At 42.0% G+C, this 18,601-nt stretch carries 12 protein-coding genes; 9 read left to right on the top strand and 3 right to left on the bottom strand.

Going from position 1 to position 18,601, the window contains the following annotated elements:
* Positions 1 to 118: 118 nt before the first annotated feature.
* Positions 119 to 1,285 carry a DcaP family trimeric outer membrane transporter gene (locus VRK28_RS05590; protein ID WP_332393609.1) on the bottom strand — a complete coding sequence of 389 codons (1,167 nt, stop codon included), beginning with the start codon at positions 1,283 to 1,285 and terminating at the stop codon, positions 119 to 121.
* A gap of 282 nt (positions 1,286 to 1,567) precedes the next feature.
* Here VRK28_RS05590 and acs point away from each other — a divergent pair, with 282 nt between their 5' ends.
* Positions 1,568 to 3,508 (top strand): acetate--CoA ligase, encoded by a 1,941-nt coding sequence (gene acs, locus VRK28_RS05585; RefSeq protein ID WP_175078418.1) that lies wholly within the window; start codon positions 1,568 to 1,570, stop codon positions 3,506 to 3,508.
* Between the two features lie 96 nt (positions 3,509 to 3,604).
* The gene (locus VRK28_RS05580; RefSeq protein WP_054551155.1) at positions 3,605 to 4,255 is read left to right on the top strand and encodes a response regulator transcription factor; all 651 of its coding nucleotides are present in this window, start codon (positions 3,605 to 3,607) and stop codon (positions 4,253 to 4,255) included.
* A 52-nt stretch (positions 4,256 to 4,307) separates the two neighbouring features.
* Here VRK28_RS05580 and purU read toward each other — a convergent pair whose 3' ends face one another.
* Positions 4,308 to 5,138 carry a formyltetrahydrofolate deformylase gene (gene purU, locus VRK28_RS05575; RefSeq protein ID WP_332393608.1) on the bottom strand — a complete coding sequence of 277 codons (831 nt, stop codon included), beginning with the start codon at positions 5,136 to 5,138 and terminating at the stop codon, positions 4,308 to 4,310.
* A 340-nt stretch (positions 5,139 to 5,478) separates the two neighbouring features.
* Between purU and VRK28_RS05570 the strand changes: the two genes are divergently transcribed.
* A complete protein-coding gene (locus VRK28_RS05570; RefSeq protein ID WP_175078417.1) occupies positions 5,479 to 6,840 on the top strand; it encodes a hypothetical protein in 1,362 nt (453 codons plus the stop codon).
* A 105-nt stretch (positions 6,841 to 6,945) separates the two neighbouring features.
* On the top strand, positions 6,946 to 9,549 hold the full coding sequence (locus VRK28_RS05565) for a DUF2339 domain-containing protein (protein ID WP_332393607.1): 2,604 nt from the start codon (positions 6,946 to 6,948) through the stop codon (positions 9,547 to 9,549).
* A 23-nt stretch (positions 9,550 to 9,572) separates the two neighbouring features.
* Here VRK28_RS05565 and VRK28_RS05560 read toward each other — a convergent pair whose 3' ends face one another.
* Positions 9,573 to 13,013: a PAS domain-containing hybrid sensor histidine kinase/response regulator gene (locus VRK28_RS05560; protein WP_062564845.1), complete on the bottom strand. Its 3,441-nt coding sequence runs from the start codon at positions 13,011 to 13,013 to the stop codon at positions 9,573 to 9,575.
* Positions 13,014 to 13,400: 387 nt separating this feature from the next.
* Between VRK28_RS05560 and VRK28_RS05555 the strand changes: the two genes are divergently transcribed.
* From VRK28_RS05555 to VRK28_RS05535, 5 genes are all read left to right on the top strand, one after another.
* On the top strand, positions 13,401 to 13,664 hold the full coding sequence (locus tag VRK28_RS05555) for a DUF4212 domain-containing protein (RefSeq protein WP_054551160.1): 264 nt from the start codon (positions 13,401 to 13,403) through the stop codon (positions 13,662 to 13,664).
* A gap of 10 nt (positions 13,665 to 13,674) precedes the next feature.
* Positions 13,675 to 15,399 carry a sodium:solute symporter family protein gene (locus VRK28_RS05550; RefSeq protein WP_062564846.1) on the top strand — a complete coding sequence of 575 codons (1,725 nt, stop codon included), beginning with the start codon at positions 13,675 to 13,677 and terminating at the stop codon, positions 15,397 to 15,399.
* 119 nt (positions 15,400 to 15,518) lie between these two features.
* Positions 15,519 to 17,357 carry a DUF294 nucleotidyltransferase-like domain-containing protein gene (locus VRK28_RS05545; protein WP_062565099.1) on the top strand — a complete coding sequence of 613 codons (1,839 nt, stop codon included), beginning with the start codon at positions 15,519 to 15,521 and terminating at the stop codon, positions 17,355 to 17,357.
* Between the two features lie 8 nt (positions 17,358 to 17,365).
* Positions 17,366 to 17,989 (top strand): 3'-5' exonuclease, encoded by a 624-nt coding sequence (locus VRK28_RS05540; RefSeq protein WP_062564847.1) that lies wholly within the window; start codon positions 17,366 to 17,368, stop codon positions 17,987 to 17,989.
* On the top strand, positions 17,986 to 18,447 hold the full coding sequence (locus tag VRK28_RS05535; protein WP_062564848.1) for a methyltransferase family protein: 462 nt from the start codon (positions 17,986 to 17,988) through the stop codon (positions 18,445 to 18,447). The genes VRK28_RS05540 and VRK28_RS05535 overlap by 4 nt, the downstream gene beginning before the upstream one ends.
* The last annotated feature ends 154 nt before the right edge of the window (positions 18,448 to 18,601 follow it).

The following is an 18,601-nucleotide window of genomic DNA, read 5'->3' as shown; positions in this document are numbered from 1 at the left end:
GGGTTTTCTGTTTTAGTGAATAATTGTTTGCAAAAAAGTTTAAAGGGCACAGAAATATAAAAAGAAGATATAAAAAAAGCGGCCGAAGCCGCTTCAGGAAGTAAAATAAGTTTAAATCTTAAAATACGTATTTTGCAGAGAACTGCAGACGGTCCATATCGCCGTCAACACCGCTTTCTAGCTCACGCTCAGCATGTTTAAACTCAACACCAAATGTAAGCTTTTTAACAGGCGAATATAAAAGGTTGGCACTATAGCTTTGGCTCATTTCTGTAGGGTCGCCAGTCACAGCAAGTAAATCTGTGTTGTTATCTGCTGAGAAGAATGAATAAAGGAAAGTTGAGCGCCATTGGCTGTTCCAGTGTTGTTGATAGGCAATGAAACCTGATGTTGAATCAATTGCATCTAAATCATCACCGTCAAGCACCGCACCATTTGCTACGTTTAAACCAATGTAGCGGCCTAAACCTGAGCCTTGAGTTAGCATAAATTTAAGGTTATTTTGACCAAAATTTACTTTACCAGATGCACTGATACCGAACGATGATGTATCTGCATCAATGCCATTTTGTTTATAAGTTAACTGACGAGCAAGACCGGTAAATACTAATTCACCCCAGTCAGCTTTATGTGCGTAACGTGCTGTAAAGTCAGGCATTGATGCATCATCAGTAGCTACACGTGCGCCGCCAACTGTAACTGTGCTCTCTGGGTTTTCGATAGAGAATGACCAATTACCGGTAGTGTAACGTGCCTGTGCTTGACGTACGAACACAGTACCTTCTGCAGGACCAACGAAGTCGAGTGTTTCAGGTAATGCACCTACGTTTTGAAAGTTTGACCAAGCTTGACCAAATAACCAACCATCATAAGTCACAAATGCTTGACGAATACGAGGCGCGTAAGAGTTACTAACACGTTCGTTACCGCCTGGCGCTGAAGCAATAAAGTCTATTTCAATTTTAGTTTTGATGGTTTTACCATCGTCTAATTTTGTTGCTGTACCTAGGTTAAAGCGAGATTGGCGTGCATGCATGTCAAATACTGCATCGCTATCGCTGTCTGCGCCTACAGGTGTTGTACCTGGTACATAGAAGTCACGGCCAATGCTGCCGCCAGCTGGTACGCCTGCAGAGTAATCACTCCACATAGCATCAAGTTTTACATAGCCACCATAAGAAACGTCTGTGTTACCAATGGTTGCGGCGTTAGCGGTACCTGCAAGTGCACATAAAACAGCTGAAGCTGTGAGTGTCTTTAATGCGGTTACTTTTGTTGTTGTCATAATGTGTATTCCTGTCGAAGCTACTTGTTGATTGCATTAATGTTGTTGTATCACTGTTGTTTAAGAAATGACTTCTCTCAATTATCTATTGGTCTATTAGACTAAGGTGGAATGGGTAGTTAAATCGCATCCAACCTAACATTGGACTAGATTATAGAAGGCAATTTTAAAGTTTTTTGTTAAATGACAAGATATACAACTAAGGTCTAATACTTTCAGGGGCTTTGCTGAGTGATCCTTGAAGCAGGCCGTAGGCAAGTAATTAAAATGGAGACGACAACAATGTCAGAAAGTATCTATCCAGTACCAGCGCATATCAAGAATGCAGCACTAGTTGATAACGATAAATATAATACACTGTACAAGCAATCTATTGATGACCCTGAAGGATTTTGGCGAGAGCACGGTAAACGCCTTGATTGGTCAACTCCTTATAACAAAGTAAAGAACACCTCATTCGACAAAGGCCACATCAGCATTCGCTGGTATGAAGATGGTCAACTTAATGCATCTTACAACTGTATTGACCGCCACCTTGCCACTAAAGCCGATAAAACAGCCCTTATTTGGGAAGGCGATAACCCTGAACACAACGAAAATATTAGCTACCAACAGCTTCACGACGAAGTCGCTAAACTGGCCAACGGCCTTAAAAAATTAGGCGTATCAAAAGGTGACCGTGTCGCTATTTACATGCCAATGACACCGCAGGCTATTTACGCTATGCAAGCGTGTGCGCGTATTGGTGCTATTCACTCTGTAGTATTTGGTGGTTTCTCTCCATCAGCGATTGCTGACCGAATTAATGACTCAGGCGCTAAAGTGGTAATTACTTCAGACGAAGGTCGCCGTGCTGGCAACTGCGTACCACTTAAAGCAAATGTTGATGAAGCGGTATCACAAGACTCAGTAACCACTGTTGAGCACGTTATTGTTCATCAGCTAACGGGTGGTGAAGTTGAGTGGAATAGTCATGATGTTTGGTGGCATGAGCTTGTCGCTGACTTACCAGCCGAGTGCGAACCAGAGCCAATGAATGCAGAAGATCCACTTTTCATTCTTTATACTTCAGGCTCAACGGGTCAACCAAAAGGTGTGGTTCATACTACCGGTGGTTACCTTGTTTATGCATCGATGACACATGAATATGTGTTTGATCTTAAAGAAGACGATATTTTCTGGTGTAGTGCCGATGTTGGCTGGATCACAGGTCACAGCTACATTGCTTATGGCCCATTAGTGAATGGCTGCACGCAAGTCGTATTTGAAGGTGTACCAACTTACCCAACAGCGGGCCGTATGGGTGAAGTAATTGATAAGCACAACGTGACTATTCTTTACACAGCACCAACTGCTATTCGTGCTCTAATGGCGAAAGGCGATGAGCCAACAGCGACTTCAACTCGTAAAAGTCTTCGTGTTATGGGTTCTGTAGGTGAGCCAATTAACCCAGAAGCGTGGGCATGGTATTACGAGCATATTGGTAACGAAAACTGCCCAATCGTAGATACCTGGTGGCAAACAGAGACTGGCGGCATCATGATCACACCATTACCAGGTGCGACAGATATGAAGCCTGGCTCAGCAACACGTCCATTCTTTGGTATTGCACCAGCACTATTTGATGCTGAGGGTAATACACTAGAAGGCGCGGTTGACGGTAACCTTGTTATTTTAGATAGCTGGCCATCACAAGCACGTACAGTTTATGGCGACCATGAACGCTTTGAACAAACCTATTTCTCAGCATACCCAGGCGTGTACTTCACAGGTGATGGTTGTCGCCGTGATGAAGATGGTTACTACTGGATCACAGGCCGTGTAGATGACGTACTTAACGTATCAGGTCACCGCCTAGGTACTGCAGAAATCGAAAGTGCATTGGTTGCTCACGAAGCAGTAGCAGAAGCTGCAGTCGTAGGTTACCCACATGATATTAAAGGTCAGGGCATCTATGTTTACATCACTCCAAATGAGGGGATTGTAGTAAGCGATGAACTAACAAAAGAGGTACGTAACTGGGTTCGTAAAGAATTAAGCCCAATTGCTTCACCAGATATGATCCAATGGTCTCCAGGTTTACCGAAAACTCGTTCTGGTAAGATCATGCGTCGAATTTTACGTAAAATTGCGGCAAATGAGCACCAACAGCTTGGAGATACTTCTACACTAGCCGATCCGAGCGTTGTTGATGAGCTAATCGAAAACCGATTAAATCGTTAAAATCGCGTTAAAAACTTGATTAGAAGTTGATTCTAAACGTAGTATATCGGCTGTCACTTAGAAATAGGTGTCAGCCGAATTTATTAGGAGTGAACCATGAGTCAGTTTTTAATAGCGGACGATCATCCGTTATTTCGTGAAGCGCTGAAAGGGGCATTGAGTGCTAAGTTCGCTGATTTAGAAGTGTTTGAATCGGAAAACTTTGATACCACCTTGCAGGTGCTGAGCGAGCAAGAAGATCTTGATATCTTACTACTAGACCTTCACATGCCAGGCAATGGCGATTTATACGGCCTTATTCGCATTCGCGAAGATTATCCAAGCTTACCAATAGCTGTTGTTTCTGGCAGCGAAGACATCAATGTAGTTTCTAAAGTAATGGGTTATGGTGCGATGGGATTTATTCCTAAATCATCTTCATCAGATGATATTGCGCTGGCAATTAACCACATTCTTGAAGGCGATGTTTGGCTTCCACTTGAGCTTAAAGATAAAGTGGCTGCCGTAGATGGCGAAGACAAGGAAATTGCAGCGCAAGTGGCTTCACTGACGCCGCAGCAATACAAGGTGTTGCAATACTTGCACGAAGGCTTGTTAAACAAACAGATTGCTTACGAGTTACATATTTCTGAAGCAACCGTTAAAGCACACATTACAGCAATTTTTAGAAAGCTAGGTGTGTATAACCGTACTCAAGCGGTATTAATTGCCTCTAAGTTACAATTAGAGCCTATTGAGTCGGCATAACAAAAGATAATAAAAACAATAAAGAGGCCACTCAGCCTCTTCATTTTATTGCTTAAGCGAACACCACGGTTCGATTTCCATTGATAAACAGTTTATGTTCAGATGCGAGTTGCAGCGCTTTACAGAACACAGTTTTCTCTACATCTTTACCCATTTTTGCCATCATCTCTGCGGTATCAGCATGACTGACATGCGTCACATCTTGTAAAATAATCGGCCCTTCATCGAGCTCATTATTAACAAAATGAGCGGTCGCGCCAATAATTTTTACACCGCGCTCAAATGCCTGATGGTAAGGCTTTGCGCCAATAAAGGCAGGCAAAAATGAATGGTGAATATTAATAATCTTACCTTCAAAGCGCGCCACAAATTCAGGGCTTAAAATACGCATATATTTAGCAAGGCCAATAATGTCAGGCTGATAGCTGGCTATTAAATCACCGACTTGTTGATCATGCTCTGCACGGCTTAAACCTTCGTGCGATACCACATGAAATGGTACACCAAAGCCAGCAGCCAGTGGCGCTAAGTCGGCGTAGTTGGCAATCACAGCTAATACTTCGATGTTTAAGGCTTTTTCGAATTGCTTAAGTAATACCCCACCTAAACAGTGCGCTTCTTTGGTAGCAAGCAATACCACTTTCGTTTTTTCGCTGCTGTGCAGGGCAAGCTCTGCGCCATTAGGAAGTAGCTCAGCAAGGCTTGGTAAAAAGTCATCTGAAATAACGCCGCTTAACTCTGTACGCATAAAAAAGCGTTTAGCGTCTTTATCTACAAATTCGTTATTACGTGTAATGTTTAAGTTATGCTGATGACAAAGGCCGGTGATCTTGGCAATTAGACCAACATCATCATCGCATTGTGTGGTTAAAATCGTGTTCATAGTCCTCATTCTAATCCCGTTTGTGTGAACACCATTATTTGCTAATTTTTTTGTGCTGCATAGCGCAAATTTAACTATCTAATAATTTATCTGATTTGATTGCATAAGCGCCTAAAATGTAATCATTATTTACTTTTCGTGTAAAAGTAAGCTGCTTTCAGTATAAATGTGATTTTCTGTCCATAATTATGATTAATTAAGTGCTTTTCTACATCATTTTCTACACTTTTTAACCTTATCGTAAGTAACTGTAAGTGAAGGTAATAGTTTGTAAAACATAGAATTTTTTCGCACTATTCGAGTCAGAATGGGGTATTACAAACAATAAGGAAAAAATTCCATGAAAAGCACTCTGCTTAAAACAATTGTTGCCTCAAGTTTGCTTTCGGTACTGGCTGCCTGTTCAAGCGATGACAGCAGCAGTAGCAACAGTGGCTATGTGCAACTGTACAATGGCTCTTACAACAGCCCATACACACGTTTATTTGTTGATGACACTGAACGTTCGGGCGCAGATTTTGGTGATGTATCAACTCGTCATAACTACAGTTCGGGGGAGTATGAACTCAGTTTTGAATATGTTGATGCCAATGATAGTTATATCACCATCGATGAAGAAACCATCAAAATTAAAAATGATCAAACTCAGTTGCTAGTAATGAATGGTGATTTTGCTGAACCAATTTTTACTGAGCTCAGTGTGCCGACGTCAAGCGATGAAGATGAATTCAATGTTGGCTTTTTTAATATCGTTGGTGAAGATAACCTTTACGATGTATACGTTGCTACTGACGACGGGTTATTTGATACCGCTGAGTTATTAATGACTTCGCAATACCTCGTTGAGCCAGAGTTAGCGACGCTTGAGGAAGGTTATTACACTATTTATATTACTGCAAGCGGCAGCACTGATGTGATTTTTGAATCACCAACCGTGTACTTTAATGATGAAGCAACGTACATGGCGATGATCCGCCCAAGTTATGCAACAGAAGAAGATGGCATTACGCTTGATGTTGTGACGGCTAGTAGCTCAGTAACACAACTAAACCACCAAGACGCGCAAGGTCAGCTGCGTTTTATCAATACAATAGATGATTACACGCAAACCCAGTTTAAAGTAACCCGAGGCACAACGGCGACCAACACCGAAGTTGTTAGCAACGATAGTTACTCAGAATACATGAGCATGTCACCAAATAGTTATAGCGTCGCTATGTTAGACGAAGCGGGTGACACAATTGTCGATAACTTCTTAATGACATTAGAGCGTGAGCAAAGTGCGGTTGGTCTTTTCTACAATGATAAAGATTACGGGCCTCGTATGATGACCATTGAAGAAAACCTAACTCCAAGCAGCTACAGCCACGCAGTTACTGTGGTTAACTTAATTGATAGTTATGCAGGGCAAGAGATTGACGAAGTTGATGTGTACTTCACCCTCAATGGTGAAACGGTTGAAGATACTAGCAATGTTGTTGAAGGGTTAGATCAATACGACCAACAAGAGCAGGTGGTTGATAACGAAGTTTATACAACTTATGTGGTGTTTGAAGATAACGGTCAACAGATTGTGCTATTACAACAAAGCGATATGGATTTTACTGAAGAAGGTAACTATATCTTAGTGATTGAACACGATGAAACCACAGACTCAGGTTTTAAAATGACCTTAGAGCGTACGGTGACTGAACAGTCTTAACCGGCTAAAACGCAATATCGTTGTTTATTTACTCTTGCTAAGTGTTTATTGTATAAACAATTAAGGCTTATGCTTTTTTGTTTAAAGCGTACACAAGGAGAGAGTATGGATGGCGTTATTGCGTTACTAATATTACTAGCACTAGTTGTTGTCGGTGGCTCAATTGCGGGTATTTTTGCCTTTTTTCAACTCTCTAGTTTAAAGCGAGAAGTAGCTGCTCTTCGAGTCAAACTTAACGCGACATATACCCATCATCCACAAACAAATACTGCAAACCAGTTTGATAATTCAAACGACGATCTGACTGACACAGTAAAATTTGAACCAGAGCCTGTAATTATTAGTAAGCCGATTGAGGCTATCCCTAAAAAGCCCGAGCAAACAAAACCCAAGCCTGCGACTTTAAATCAGCTAGTAAGCCAACTCGTTACACAAATCAAAGCTAATTGGTTAACTTGGGTAGGAGCGGTTGCACTTGCCTTTGGCGGTATCTTTTTAGCACGCTATTCACTGGAGGCAGGCTTATTATCCGAAACCATGCGACTTACGCTTGGCGCTATTTTTGGTTTGAGCTTAATTGTTGCTGCGGAGGTTTTACATCGTAAAGGTATTATCTTTGATGGGTTTAGCAACTATATTCCCGCGGCGCTGGCAAGTGGCGGCTTTATTAGTTGTTTTGCATTGACCTTGCTGGCCTACAGCCATTATGGCTTACTGCAAGCTTTACCTGCATTTAGCATTTTAACCTTAGTTTCTGTAGCAGCCAGCTGGATGGCTCTGCGTTTTGGTCCTGTGCTAGCGGTCATTGGCATTATTGGCGCCTACAGCGTGCCGGTTTGGGTTAATACCGGGAGCAATGACTTTATAGCACTGCTAACTTATGTTGCTTTTGTTAGTGTATCGGCTTCGCTAGTTGCTCATTACGTAAAACGGCATTGGTTGTGGTATCTGTTATGGGCAGGTCATTTAGGCTGGTATTACCTAGTTGCAATGAGTGCAGCTAAAAACCTGCATTGGTTTATTAATCTTTATGCTCTATTTAGCATCCTATTGTTAATTGCGATTCCACGCCTAGGGCTGAGTATTAAACAAATAGAATACCGTCCACATCGCTTTAAAACACTACTTAAGCAACTGCCCGACAACCCTCTGTTGATAGCTGTTGTCGTACCACTTTATCTTTTACTGATGAGCAGTAACCAACTGCTTACTTGGCAGCTTAGTATGTTGTCGTTAGTGGCTTTACTGCTTCTTTTGGTATTAAAAAACAGTGCATGGGATCATTGGCTGATACTAGCTGCCGTGAGTGTAATGTGTTTGCTCACAGGGCAATACAATGCTGTTGATTACTCTGAGCAGCTTTTTGTATTTCGGCAAAATTACGGAGCAGGGCTGTTTTTTATTGCTTTGTTTGCGGGTTATGGGTTTTTGTTTGGTCGTAAATACCCTAAACGCTTAGGTTTTGCTTTACTTGCTTCACTTTCAAGTTTTGTGATTATTAGTTGCTTATATGTCATCACTCCCGAACATGCCTTGATGACGGCGTATCCGGTTTGGTGCTTTGTATTACTGGCACTGTCTGCTTGGTTATTTAAGTTATCAATTAATAGCACAAATCCAATGCGGGTATTTAGTTACTGGCTTGGCGGTAATGCCAATATTAGCTTAGCGTTAACCATGCTCCTTGAAGGCAACAGCTTGACCTTAGCGCTTGCTGCGCAAGTGTTGTTGATCAGTTTTTATGTCAATAAACAGTCACTCAGCATACCTACTTGGCCGCTTAAGAGCTTAGTTGGCGCTTTACTAGTTAGGTTAAGCTTTGCACCTTGGTCAGCTGATTACAGTGGTGCGTTGCTGCTCGGTGTGCACTGGAGTTTGGTTGTATACCCAGTTTGCGCTTGCTTATTTTACTTTGCAGCGAGGCACTGGCAGCAGCAATCTGTTCGGGTGTGGCTAGAAGGTGCAACGCTTCATTGTATTGCTTTATTTCTTACCACAGAGACGAGCTATCAGTTGGTGGGGCACTACCCAGACTTTGAGAACTTGTCTGTGTATGAGCATATTTTATTAACCTGTAACTGGGGTATATTAGGTTGTATTTATTTACTGCGTTCACGCTTTACTGCGCAATTGGCAAAACTCTATCAAGTAGCAGGTTTTGCGTTATTAACACTGAGTGGCTTACTAATACTGAAAAGCTTTACTGCTGTAAATCCGTTTTTTGAGCCGATAAATATAGGCAGTTGGCCGATTATTAACTGGTTACTATTACTTTGGTTAGTCCCCGCCTGTATTGCAATTTGGGCAAGCCAACTGACTAAATCTCAGCACTATTTACAAAAGCTGTTTACAGCACTTGCAGGTGTGATGAGTGTTTTATATATCAATGCGGAAATTCGCCATAACTGGCAAGGCGAGTTTATAAATATTGCTTTGCCAACCTCAGATGCCGAGCTTTACAGTTATTCTTTAGTTTGGCTTGTTATCGGTGCCTTGGTGGTTGTGGTGGGGCAGTTAAGAACCATTACGGTATTACAAAAGCTCGGCCTTGGCTTATTGGCGCTGGTGGTGTTAAAAGTGTTCTTGATTGATATGGCAAACTTAACCGGGTTGCTGCGAGCTATTTCGTTTATCGGCTTAGGCTTGTCGTTAGTTGGGCTTAGTTGGTTGTTCCAAAAATTTAAGGCAAAGCCTACTGCTTTGCCTTAAATCGATGTTGTTAAAAACGTTGGTTAAGTACTGTGGTTAAGCAGTGCTTTAAGTTTTGCGGGCTTAACAGGTTTACTAAGGTAATGAATTTGCTCTTCTTTGGTTTGCTGTTTTAGGGCTTCATCACGCACCGCTGTGATTAAAATGGCAGGCACTGGGCTTTGCCAAATTTCTCTTAGGGTTTTAATAAGCGTGATGCCATCGCAATCATGACCCAACTGGTAATCCATTAAGATCACATCGGGCGCTCGGTGCTCTTTGGCATAGGCCATCACGGTTTCAACTTGATCAAAGAGCTGATAATTTGCCTGCCACTTTTGCAATAGGCTTGCCATGGCATTAAGGTTTTCAGGGTCATCATCCACAGCAATAATGTTCATTGCACTGCGGTTCTCAACCCCTTTTTTAGGCGTATCTTTTTGTTGAATAAATTGGCTTTCACCATAAGGTACTTCAATACTAAAGCGGCTACCTTTGCCAGGTGTTGAACTTACATCTAAACGTAAAGAAAGTAAGTCGGCCATTCGTTTTACAACTCCTAAGCCAAGGCCAACCCCTTTGTTATCACCGGCTTCAATACGATAAAAGTCATTGAAGATTTTCGCTTGCTCTACTTCTGTAATGCCGGGGCCTGTGTCCCATACTTCAATCCGTAAATGATGTTTGCGTTTGCGACAAGCAATTAAAACTCTGCCACTATCGGTGTATTTAACCGCATTTGACACCAAGTTTTGAATAATTCGGCGTAAGTAAGTGATATCACTATGAACGATAATTCCCTTTGAACGCACTGTCAGTTTTAAGCCTTTTTCGCTCGACATAATGGCGTATTCATTTTTCAGTGGGGCAAGTATGTCATCAATACTAAAGTGACGCGGAGTAGGGGTCATTGCTCCTTGCTCGAGCTTGGCAATTTCTAACAGCGCCGACATCAAATGCACCGTTGAATCTAAGCTTGCACCCAGCTTTTCAAAGTTATTTAAGTTGTTGCTCGAAAGGGTTTTATCATCAATAGCTGCAAGGTATAGGCGCGCTGCATTTAGCGGTTGTAAAATATCGTGGCTAGCTAAGGCTAAAAATCGCGTTTTACTGTCATTAGCTTGCTCAGCCTCTTTTTTCGCTAAAGTAAGTGCTTGCTCAGTTTGTACTCGGCTATCGATTTGTGCTTGTAAATCTTTATTGATAGTACGGATTTCTTGAGTACGTGCTTCAATGCGGTTTTCAAGATCCATGTTTACTTCTTCAAGCGCATTTTGCGTTTCGATATGCGTGGTAATATCAGAGAAACTTGTTACAAAGCCGCCATCAGGCAGTGGGTTACCAATCATTTCGAACACTTGGCCATTACGGCGGTGACGAATAAAGTGATGGGGCGTGCCGTTTTTAAGATGCTGCACGCGCTTTTCTACATGGCGTTCAACTTCACCGGGGCCACATTCACCGCGCTCGGCATTGTATCTAAGCACATCTTCAATTGGTTGGCCTACTTCGAGAAAGTCATCTGGGTAGGCAAACATCTCTGCGTAGCGCTTATTCCATGCCACTAAATTAAGTTCTTTATCAACAACCGAAATACCATGGCTGAGGTTTTCGAGAGAGGTAAATAATAAGTTTTGATTAAATTGCAGGGCCTGTGTGGTTTCATCAAAAAAGTTAACCACTTCTTCAAAGGCCATGCGTTTACCAGAAGCAACCGTGTGGATCAGCGCTTGTGCTGAAGAGGCACCAAGTACACCGGTTAAGGCGCGCTCACAATAAGCAATAAACTCAGGTTCTGGGTGCGCGTTGTTGTCATCTAAGTTATGCGACAACGCAAAGTGAGCCAGCACTTGCTGCGAGCGCTGCACACCTAAGAAGGTTTGCAGCAGTACTTTAAAATCGTAAACAGTGGCTTTTACGTTTTTATTTAAACGTCTAGCGAATACCGCTTGCTCTTTTGGATTAACAAAAGCAGCTGCTTGAATTTTATCAATTAAACGCTCATCTGCACCGAGTGAAAAACTTATGTAACAGCCAATATTGGCAAATAAGGCGATTAGGGTGCCACGAGTAATAAGTGTTTGTTGCAGCTCTGCGTTTAAGGTATTGCCTGCATCTAAAATAGGCAGCATTAAGAACAAAACCCAGCAAATAAAGCCTGCTAATAATCCGGCATAAACCCCATACGCATGGCCTTTTCGCCAGTATAAGCCGCCAACAATAGCTGGGAGTAATTGCGATACCAAAGAAAAGGCCACTAAACCCATACTAGCCAGCGCTTTACCATGGCCAAACCATTGCTGGTAGAAATACGACAAAATCAAAATGCCAGCAATTGTGAAGCGTCTCACTAACAGGATTTGCGACTTATAGCTGCTAGTAATGAGGTTACGTTTAAACTTACGACGCAGCATTAACGGCAGCACTACATCGTTTGAAATCATGGTACTGAGCGTGAGTGTGGCTACAACAATCATCGCTGTAGCCGCTGATAGACCTCCGATAAATACAAAGGTCGTTAAAAAGGCGTTTTCGTGCATCAGCGGTAGGGCTAATACAAAGCTATCTGGTGAGAAGCCACTGCCAATGCCAGGGTGTATAGCTGCCGTTGCAATAGGGAAAATCATTGCAGCAGTCAGTAATAAATACAGGGGGAATGCCCAGCGGGCAGTATAAAGGTGGCGTTTATCTTGGTTATCGACCACAGTCACGTGGAACTGCCTTGGTAAACAGATAATCGCCGCTGCCGCCATTAATGACTGGCCGATAAAGTTAAAGCTAAAAAAGTCGAAGTTCTGCCAATGTTGCCAAATAGAGCCCGTTAGCTGCTCTGTTTGCACAGTACTTAAATTAAATAATGTGTATAAAGCAAGCCCAGCAACGGCCACCAAAGCTAATAACTTAATCATAGATTCAAAGGCGACAGCGAGCATTAGCCCTGAGCGATATTCGGTTACATCGACTTTGCGCGTACCAAAGAATATCGCAAACATCGCCATAATGAGTGTTGCCGAAAGGGCCAGCACAGAGCCAGAAATACGATCGTCGTTTTGCAGTAGTAAGAAGCTGCTACTCAGTGCTTTTAATTGCAGTGCGATATACGGAATCGTCGCCAATAAAGCGATAATGGTTACCATAATGGCGGTGGTTTGCCGTTTACCATAGCGAGCTGAAATAAAGTCGGCGATGGTCGTAATATTTTGTTTTTTACTGACCAGTACTAATTTGCGTAAAAACCCTTGGCCAAAGAAAAAAAGCAACGCAGGGCCGATTAAAATAGGTAAGTAATTCCAACTGCTGGTGGCTGCTGTACCAACTGAACCGTAGTAGGTCCAAGACGTACAGTAAATCCCTAATGAAAAAGAATAAACAAATGGGTGGTGACTAATTCTTTTAGCAAGAGGAGTGGTTTTGTCTCCCCAATTTGCCAACCAAAACAACACGCCAATATAGGCGAGTGCAACAAATAAAAGCGCAGCTGTCATGTTTAAATTCAGTAGTTATTGTAATAACACTACCTTACCAGAATTATGCGCGATTTCGATGGCAAGATTTTTTGCAATAATAATTAATTAAATGCAAGTTGTTGAAAATTAATGAATAGTACTGTTTTGTGTATCTTTATTAGACTAATGTCGCAGATCATTCGTTTTTACTATTTTCGCTATTTCGCAAATTTATCTTTATAGGTTAAGTTGTTGTTAATTATTGTTTTTTACCATCCATTAACAAATGGTGTTTTGCAGTTTACGTAAACGTAAACTAGCTGTTACGACTATGGTCTCAATTCCATAAATCAGAACCCTTGCTAACTTAGTTAATGACAACTAATACCACTCATTACTTTCTTGTAATGCATAAGGGGATAAAAAATGGCTTTTAAAGATGAAGAACAAGCAAAAGCTTATTGGGCGGAAAACCTCGCACTGCTATTTAAATTATTAGCAATTTGGTTTGTCGTGTCATTTGGCTTCGGTATTTTACTGGTAGACGTACTTAACGAGATACGTTTCTTTGGGTTTAAACTCGGCTTCTGGTTCTCCCAGCAAGGCGCTATTTACACCTTTGTTGCTTTGATTTTTGTTTACGTTTTCAAAATGAATACGTTAGATAAAAAATATGGCGTAGACGAATAGGAGCTAAGCAATGGATGTTCAAACACTCACGTTTATTATCGTCGGTTTAAGCTTCGCGCTTTATATCGGCATCGCAATCTGGGCTCGTGCTGGGTCAACAAATGAATTCTATGTTGCAGGGGGCGGTGTACCGCCGCTAGCAAATGGTATGGCAACCGCTGCTGACTGGATGAGTGCGGCATCGTTTATCTCAATGGCGGGTATTATCTCGTTTGCGGGCTATGACGGTGGTGTATATCTAATGGGTTGGACAGGTGGTTATGTACTACTTGCACTTTGTTTAGCACCTTACCTACGTAAGTTTGGTAAGTTCACGGTGCCAGATTTCATCGGTGACCGTTATTACTCACAAGCTGCACGTGTTGTTGCAATTTTATGTGCCATCTTTATCTGTTTCACATACATCGCAGGTCAAATGCGTGGTGTGGGCGTAGTTTTCTCTCGCTTCTTAGAAGTAGATATTGAGACCGGTGTTTACATTGGTATGGTGATTGTATTCTTCTACGCTGTATTAGGCGGTATGAAGGGGATTACATATACGCAAGTAGCTCAGTACTGTGTACTGGTATTTGCTTACCTTGTTCCAGCAATCTTCATTTCAATGATGATGACAGGTCACTTCTTCCCACAAACAGGTTTTGGTGCAACGCTTAGCGATGGCTCAGGACAGTTTGTACTCGATAAACTAGATGGGCTCAGTACGGAGCTTGGCTTTGCGCAGTACACCGAAGGCTCGAAGAGCATGATTGATGTATTCGCAATCACAGGCGCACTAATGGTTGGTACTGCAGGTTTACCGCACGTAATCGTTCGTTTCTTCACTGTTCCTCGTGTTAAAGACACGCGTATCTCAGCTGCATGGACACTTGTTTTCATTGCAATTGTTTATACAACAGCACCTGCTGTAGCGTCATTCGCTCGTGTAAACATGATTGATACAATTAACGGTAAAGACGGTAGCGGTACAGAGTACGCTGAAGCACCAGCTTGGGTTAAAAACTGGGAAAGAACAGGCCTAATCACCTTTAATGATAAAAATGGTGACGGCAAAATGTTCTACTCAGCAGGTAAGATTGATGATCCAAACAGCGCAAACGAAGTTAAAGTTGACCGCGACATCATGGTACTTGCAAACCCTGAGATTGCAGACTTACCAGCATGGGTGATTGCATTAGTAGCAGCAGGTGGTATCGCAGCAGCGCTATCAACAACAGCAGGCTTACTATTGGTGATCTCGACCTCGGTATCGCATGACTTATTAAAACGTACCTTAAAACCAGATATAAGTGACAAACAAGAGCTACTAGCAGCGCGCCTAGCTGCGATGATAGCGATTGTAATTTCAGCTTACTTTGGTATTAACCCGCCAGGATTCGTGGCCTCGGTTGTTGCCTTTGCCTTCGGCTTAGCAGCGGCGAGCTTCTTCCCAGCCATCATTATGGGTATCTTCTCTAAGAAGATGAATAAAGAAGGTGCGATTGCGGGTATGGTGACAGGTATTACATTCACAGCGGCTTATATTATCTACTTCAAGTTCGTAAGCCCTGAATTGAATGCACCTGCAAACTGGTTATTTGGTATTTCACCTGAGGGTATCGGTCTTGTTGGTATGATTGTTAACTTTGTAGTTGCAGCTATCGTACTTAAACTAACGGCTGAAACACCAGTTGAAATCCAAGAAATGGTTGAAGGTATCCGTAACCCTAAAGGTTCGAGCGCAGCACACGCGCACTAATAAAACCATTTTATAAGAACACACTCTTGAAGTTCAAAAGCCCGACTTAAGTCGGGCTTTTTATTTATTTCAAACAGGGGTAGTGTAGATATTGTCTCTATTTTATAGCGAGAATGACCATGAATACCGAGCAACAGGAAGTCGCCCAATTTGTGATGCAGCAAACGCCATTTAATCAGCTTGATGGTGCTGCCAGTGAGTATTTTGTAAACCATCTCGATATTATTTATCTGACCCGCGAAAATCAAAATCAGTGGTTAAGTTCAGATAATCTCAGATTATTTTTAATTCGCTCTGGCGATTATGATTTAGTCGACCCAAAAGGCGATGTGATTACTAAGTTATCGAGTGGCGATTACTTTGGTTTTCCTTCACTGTTAACTGGCGAAGCGATTCAAAATAGCATTTCAGTGCAAAAGGAAGGCATTGTTTACATGCTAAACCAAGCGGCATTTGATTACTTACGCCGTGAGTATAAAGTGTTTGAGCAATACTTTGTTCGCGCCCACAAAAACCGTTTATTGTCGTCTCATTATAAAAGTCAAAACGACAGTTGGTCGGAGAAGAAAATTTGCGAATTGATGAATCGCAAAGCCGTTACCTTGGCTCCTGATGCAAGTATTCGTCAAACCGCTAAAAAAATGAAACAACAGGGTGTTTCGTCGATTATGCTAACTGAACATGATCGCCTCGTTGGGGTTGTCACCGACCGAGATTTACGCAACCGCGTATTGGCCGATGAGGTTGACCCTCAAGAGTCAGTAAGTAGCATCATGACGTGTAAACCCAAGTTTATTTTTGAAAATAACCGCGTGTTTTCGGCGCTGCACTTAATGCTTAAGCATAATATTCACCATTTACCAGTGCTTGATGAACATCATAAACCGCTTGGTATGCTCACCAGTACTGATTTACTGCGTCAGCAAAAAAGCGACCCAGTACAATTAATTGGGCGAATTTACAAAGCGCACAGCGTGGTTGACTTAAAGCGTTATTCGCAAGAGATACCCGGTTTATTAAAAGGTTTTTCAAACAATATTGATGATATCTCCTTGATTGGTAAATTATTAAGTGGCTTAACCGATGCACTGACTTCGCGTTTGATCCGTTTGTTCCAAGAAGATAATGGCGCGGCACCAACCAGCTTTAGTTTTATTTGTTTTGGTTCACAAGCGCGAGAAGAACAAACACTGCATTCTGACCAAGATAATGGCCTGTTGTTACCTGATGATTTAACAGAAGAACAACACGATTACTTTAAGCGCATGGGCGAGTATGTCTGTGAGCACTTAATTGAGTGCGGTATAAAACGTTGCCCTGGCAATATTATGGCGAGCAATGCACAGTGCCGTATGGGCATTAATGCTTGGACAGAAAAGTTTCATAAGTGGATCACCTCACCCACACCAGAGGCGATGCTCAATTGTAAGATATTTTTTGATCTACGTTTTATTGAAGGCTCAACCACCTTATATGCGCGCTTTTGTGAGCAGCTAAAACGCATTTCTAAAAACGACTTATTCTATGCAGCTATGGCCAGCGACATTAAAAATACGCCAGTGCCTATTGGTTTGTTTAATCAATTTAAATTAGAAACTGACGAAAAGCAGCATAAGTACCTCGACTTAAAAAAACGCGGTGTGGTGATCATCAACGACATAGTACGTTTATATTCGCTTAAAGCGGGTATTCAGCGTGCTAATACGCAAGAGCGTATTGATGCGTTAATGAAATTTTCGCTACTCAATAAAGATGACTTATATAACCTAAAAGACTGTTGGCGCTTTTTAACCCAGCTGCGTTTAGGTACGCAAATTAACGAAGAGGGATTGCCTAGCAACTGTATTAACCCAAATGCGTTGAATTCATTAGAGCGACATCAATTAAAAGAAGCATTTTATTTGGTTAAACAGGCACAGCAAGCGGCCGCATTTAAATTTGCTCGCGGTAGTTTATAGGAGGCGTTATGGTTAAACGCTGGTTAAGTCGGTATTTAGCACGTAAGCAACTCTTGGCAGCCGATGCCTATAAAGAGCGCTACGTAGTGATAGACATGGAATTAACGGGCCTTGACCCTCGCCAGCACGAAATTGTCTCAGTGGCGTGGGTAATGATAGAAGATCAGTGCATTAAGCTCAGCGGTGCGCAGCATTTAATAAATAAAGACGTGCAAAGCTTAGAACAAAGCCCGATTTATCACGGTATTGCAAAACAAGACATAGATACTGGTGAAAGCCTCGAAATCATTCTTGGCAAGCTGCATCAGCATTTTGGTGAGTGCATTTTAGTGTTTCATAATGCGGCACTTGATTGGGGGTTTTTAAAACAGGCCTGCAGAACGCTTGGCTTAGATGCAAAAGCGCGTTTAATTCTTGATACCTTTGTTATTGAAAAAAAACGCCTGCACCAGCAAGGCCACGAAATTGGCCACGATGATTTAACACTTAGCGAATGCCGTAAACGCTACAACTTACCGCATTACAGCTCGCACCATGCCCTTACTGATGCCATGGCAACGGCCGAGTTATTCTTAGCCCAGTGTCATCAAATTAGTCGTGGTAAGGCATTGAAAGTAGGGGAGCTTGTGTGAATCAGTTAGAATTAAAAATTCCTCCAGTCGCGCTGCTGCTGATCATTGCATTGATGATGTGGGGCACAGCTGAGTTGTTTACGAGTTTTAGCTTCTCGTTTTTTGTATCACCTTTTGTAGCACTACTCATAGCATTTTCAGGTGTGATGTTTGCTTTATTAGGGGTTTATCAATTTCGCAAGCAAGGCACGACCGTTGACCCTCGAATTCCAGAAAAGTCGGCGAGTCTTGTTACAAGTGGTGTTTATCAATTTAGCCGTAACCCAATGTATGTAGGTATGTTATTAATGTTAGTTGGTTGGGGAATTTATCTTGGTAATATTGCGAGTTTTATAATGCTGCCGGTATTTATTCTCTATATGAATCGATTTCAAATTATGCCAGAAGAAACGTTTATGGCAGAGAAGTTTGGGTCAGCATACCAGCAATACAAAAAATCTGTTCGTCGCTGGCTATAAAGGAAAAAAGTAAGATTGAGGTTGCTAACGCAGTTTTATTTACCTTGCCCTCTTATAAAAATGTGTAAGGTCGATTACCAAAACTGCGCCATCTAAAACATGCTAAGCAATTTTTATTTTGGCTGACCTCTTATAAAAACTCTTCAGGTCGATT

It is taken from the genome of Pseudoalteromonas sp. P80D2 (assembly GCF_036680945.1).
Taxonomy (GTDB): domain Bacteria; phylum Pseudomonadota; class Gammaproteobacteria; order Enterobacterales; family Alteromonadaceae; genus Pseudoalteromonas; species Pseudoalteromonas shioyasakiensis.
The sequence above is the reverse complement of the archived record's forward strand: the minus strand, read 5'-3'. Positions and strand labels throughout refer to the sequence as shown.

Bases quoted from the DNA above. Each gene is read 5' to 3' on its own strand.
- VRK28_RS05590 (WP_332393609.1), bottom strand. From the start codon at position 1,285: ATGACAACAACAAAAGTAACCGCATTAAAGACACTCACAGCTTCAGCT.
- acs (WP_175078418.1), top strand. From the start codon at position 1,568: ATGTCAGAAAGTATCTATCCAGTACCAGCGCATATCAAGAATGCAGCA.
- VRK28_RS05580 (WP_054551155.1), top strand. From the start codon at position 3,605: ATGAGTCAGTTTTTAATAGCGGACGATCATCCGTTATTTCGTGAAGCG.
- purU (WP_332393608.1), bottom strand. From the start codon at position 5,138: ATGAACACGATTTTAACCACACAATGCGATGATGATGTTGGTCTAATT.
- VRK28_RS05570 (WP_175078417.1), top strand. From the start codon at position 5,479: ATGAAAAGCACTCTGCTTAAAACAATTGTTGCCTCAAGTTTGCTTTCG.
- VRK28_RS05565 (WP_332393607.1), top strand. From the start codon at position 6,946: ATGGATGGCGTTATTGCGTTACTAATATTACTAGCACTAGTTGTTGTC.
- VRK28_RS05560 (WP_062564845.1), bottom strand. From the start codon at position 13,013: ATGACAGCTGCGCTTTTATTTGTTGCACTCGCCTATATTGGCGTGTTG.
- VRK28_RS05555 (WP_054551160.1), top strand. From the start codon at position 13,401: ATGGCTTTTAAAGATGAAGAACAAGCAAAAGCTTATTGGGCGGAAAAC.
- VRK28_RS05550 (WP_062564846.1), top strand. From the start codon at position 13,675: ATGGATGTTCAAACACTCACGTTTATTATCGTCGGTTTAAGCTTCGCG.
- VRK28_RS05545 (WP_062565099.1), top strand. From the start codon at position 15,519: ATGAATACCGAGCAACAGGAAGTCGCCCAATTTGTGATGCAGCAAACG.
- VRK28_RS05540 (WP_062564847.1), top strand. From the start codon at position 17,366: ATGGTTAAACGCTGGTTAAGTCGGTATTTAGCACGTAAGCAACTCTTG.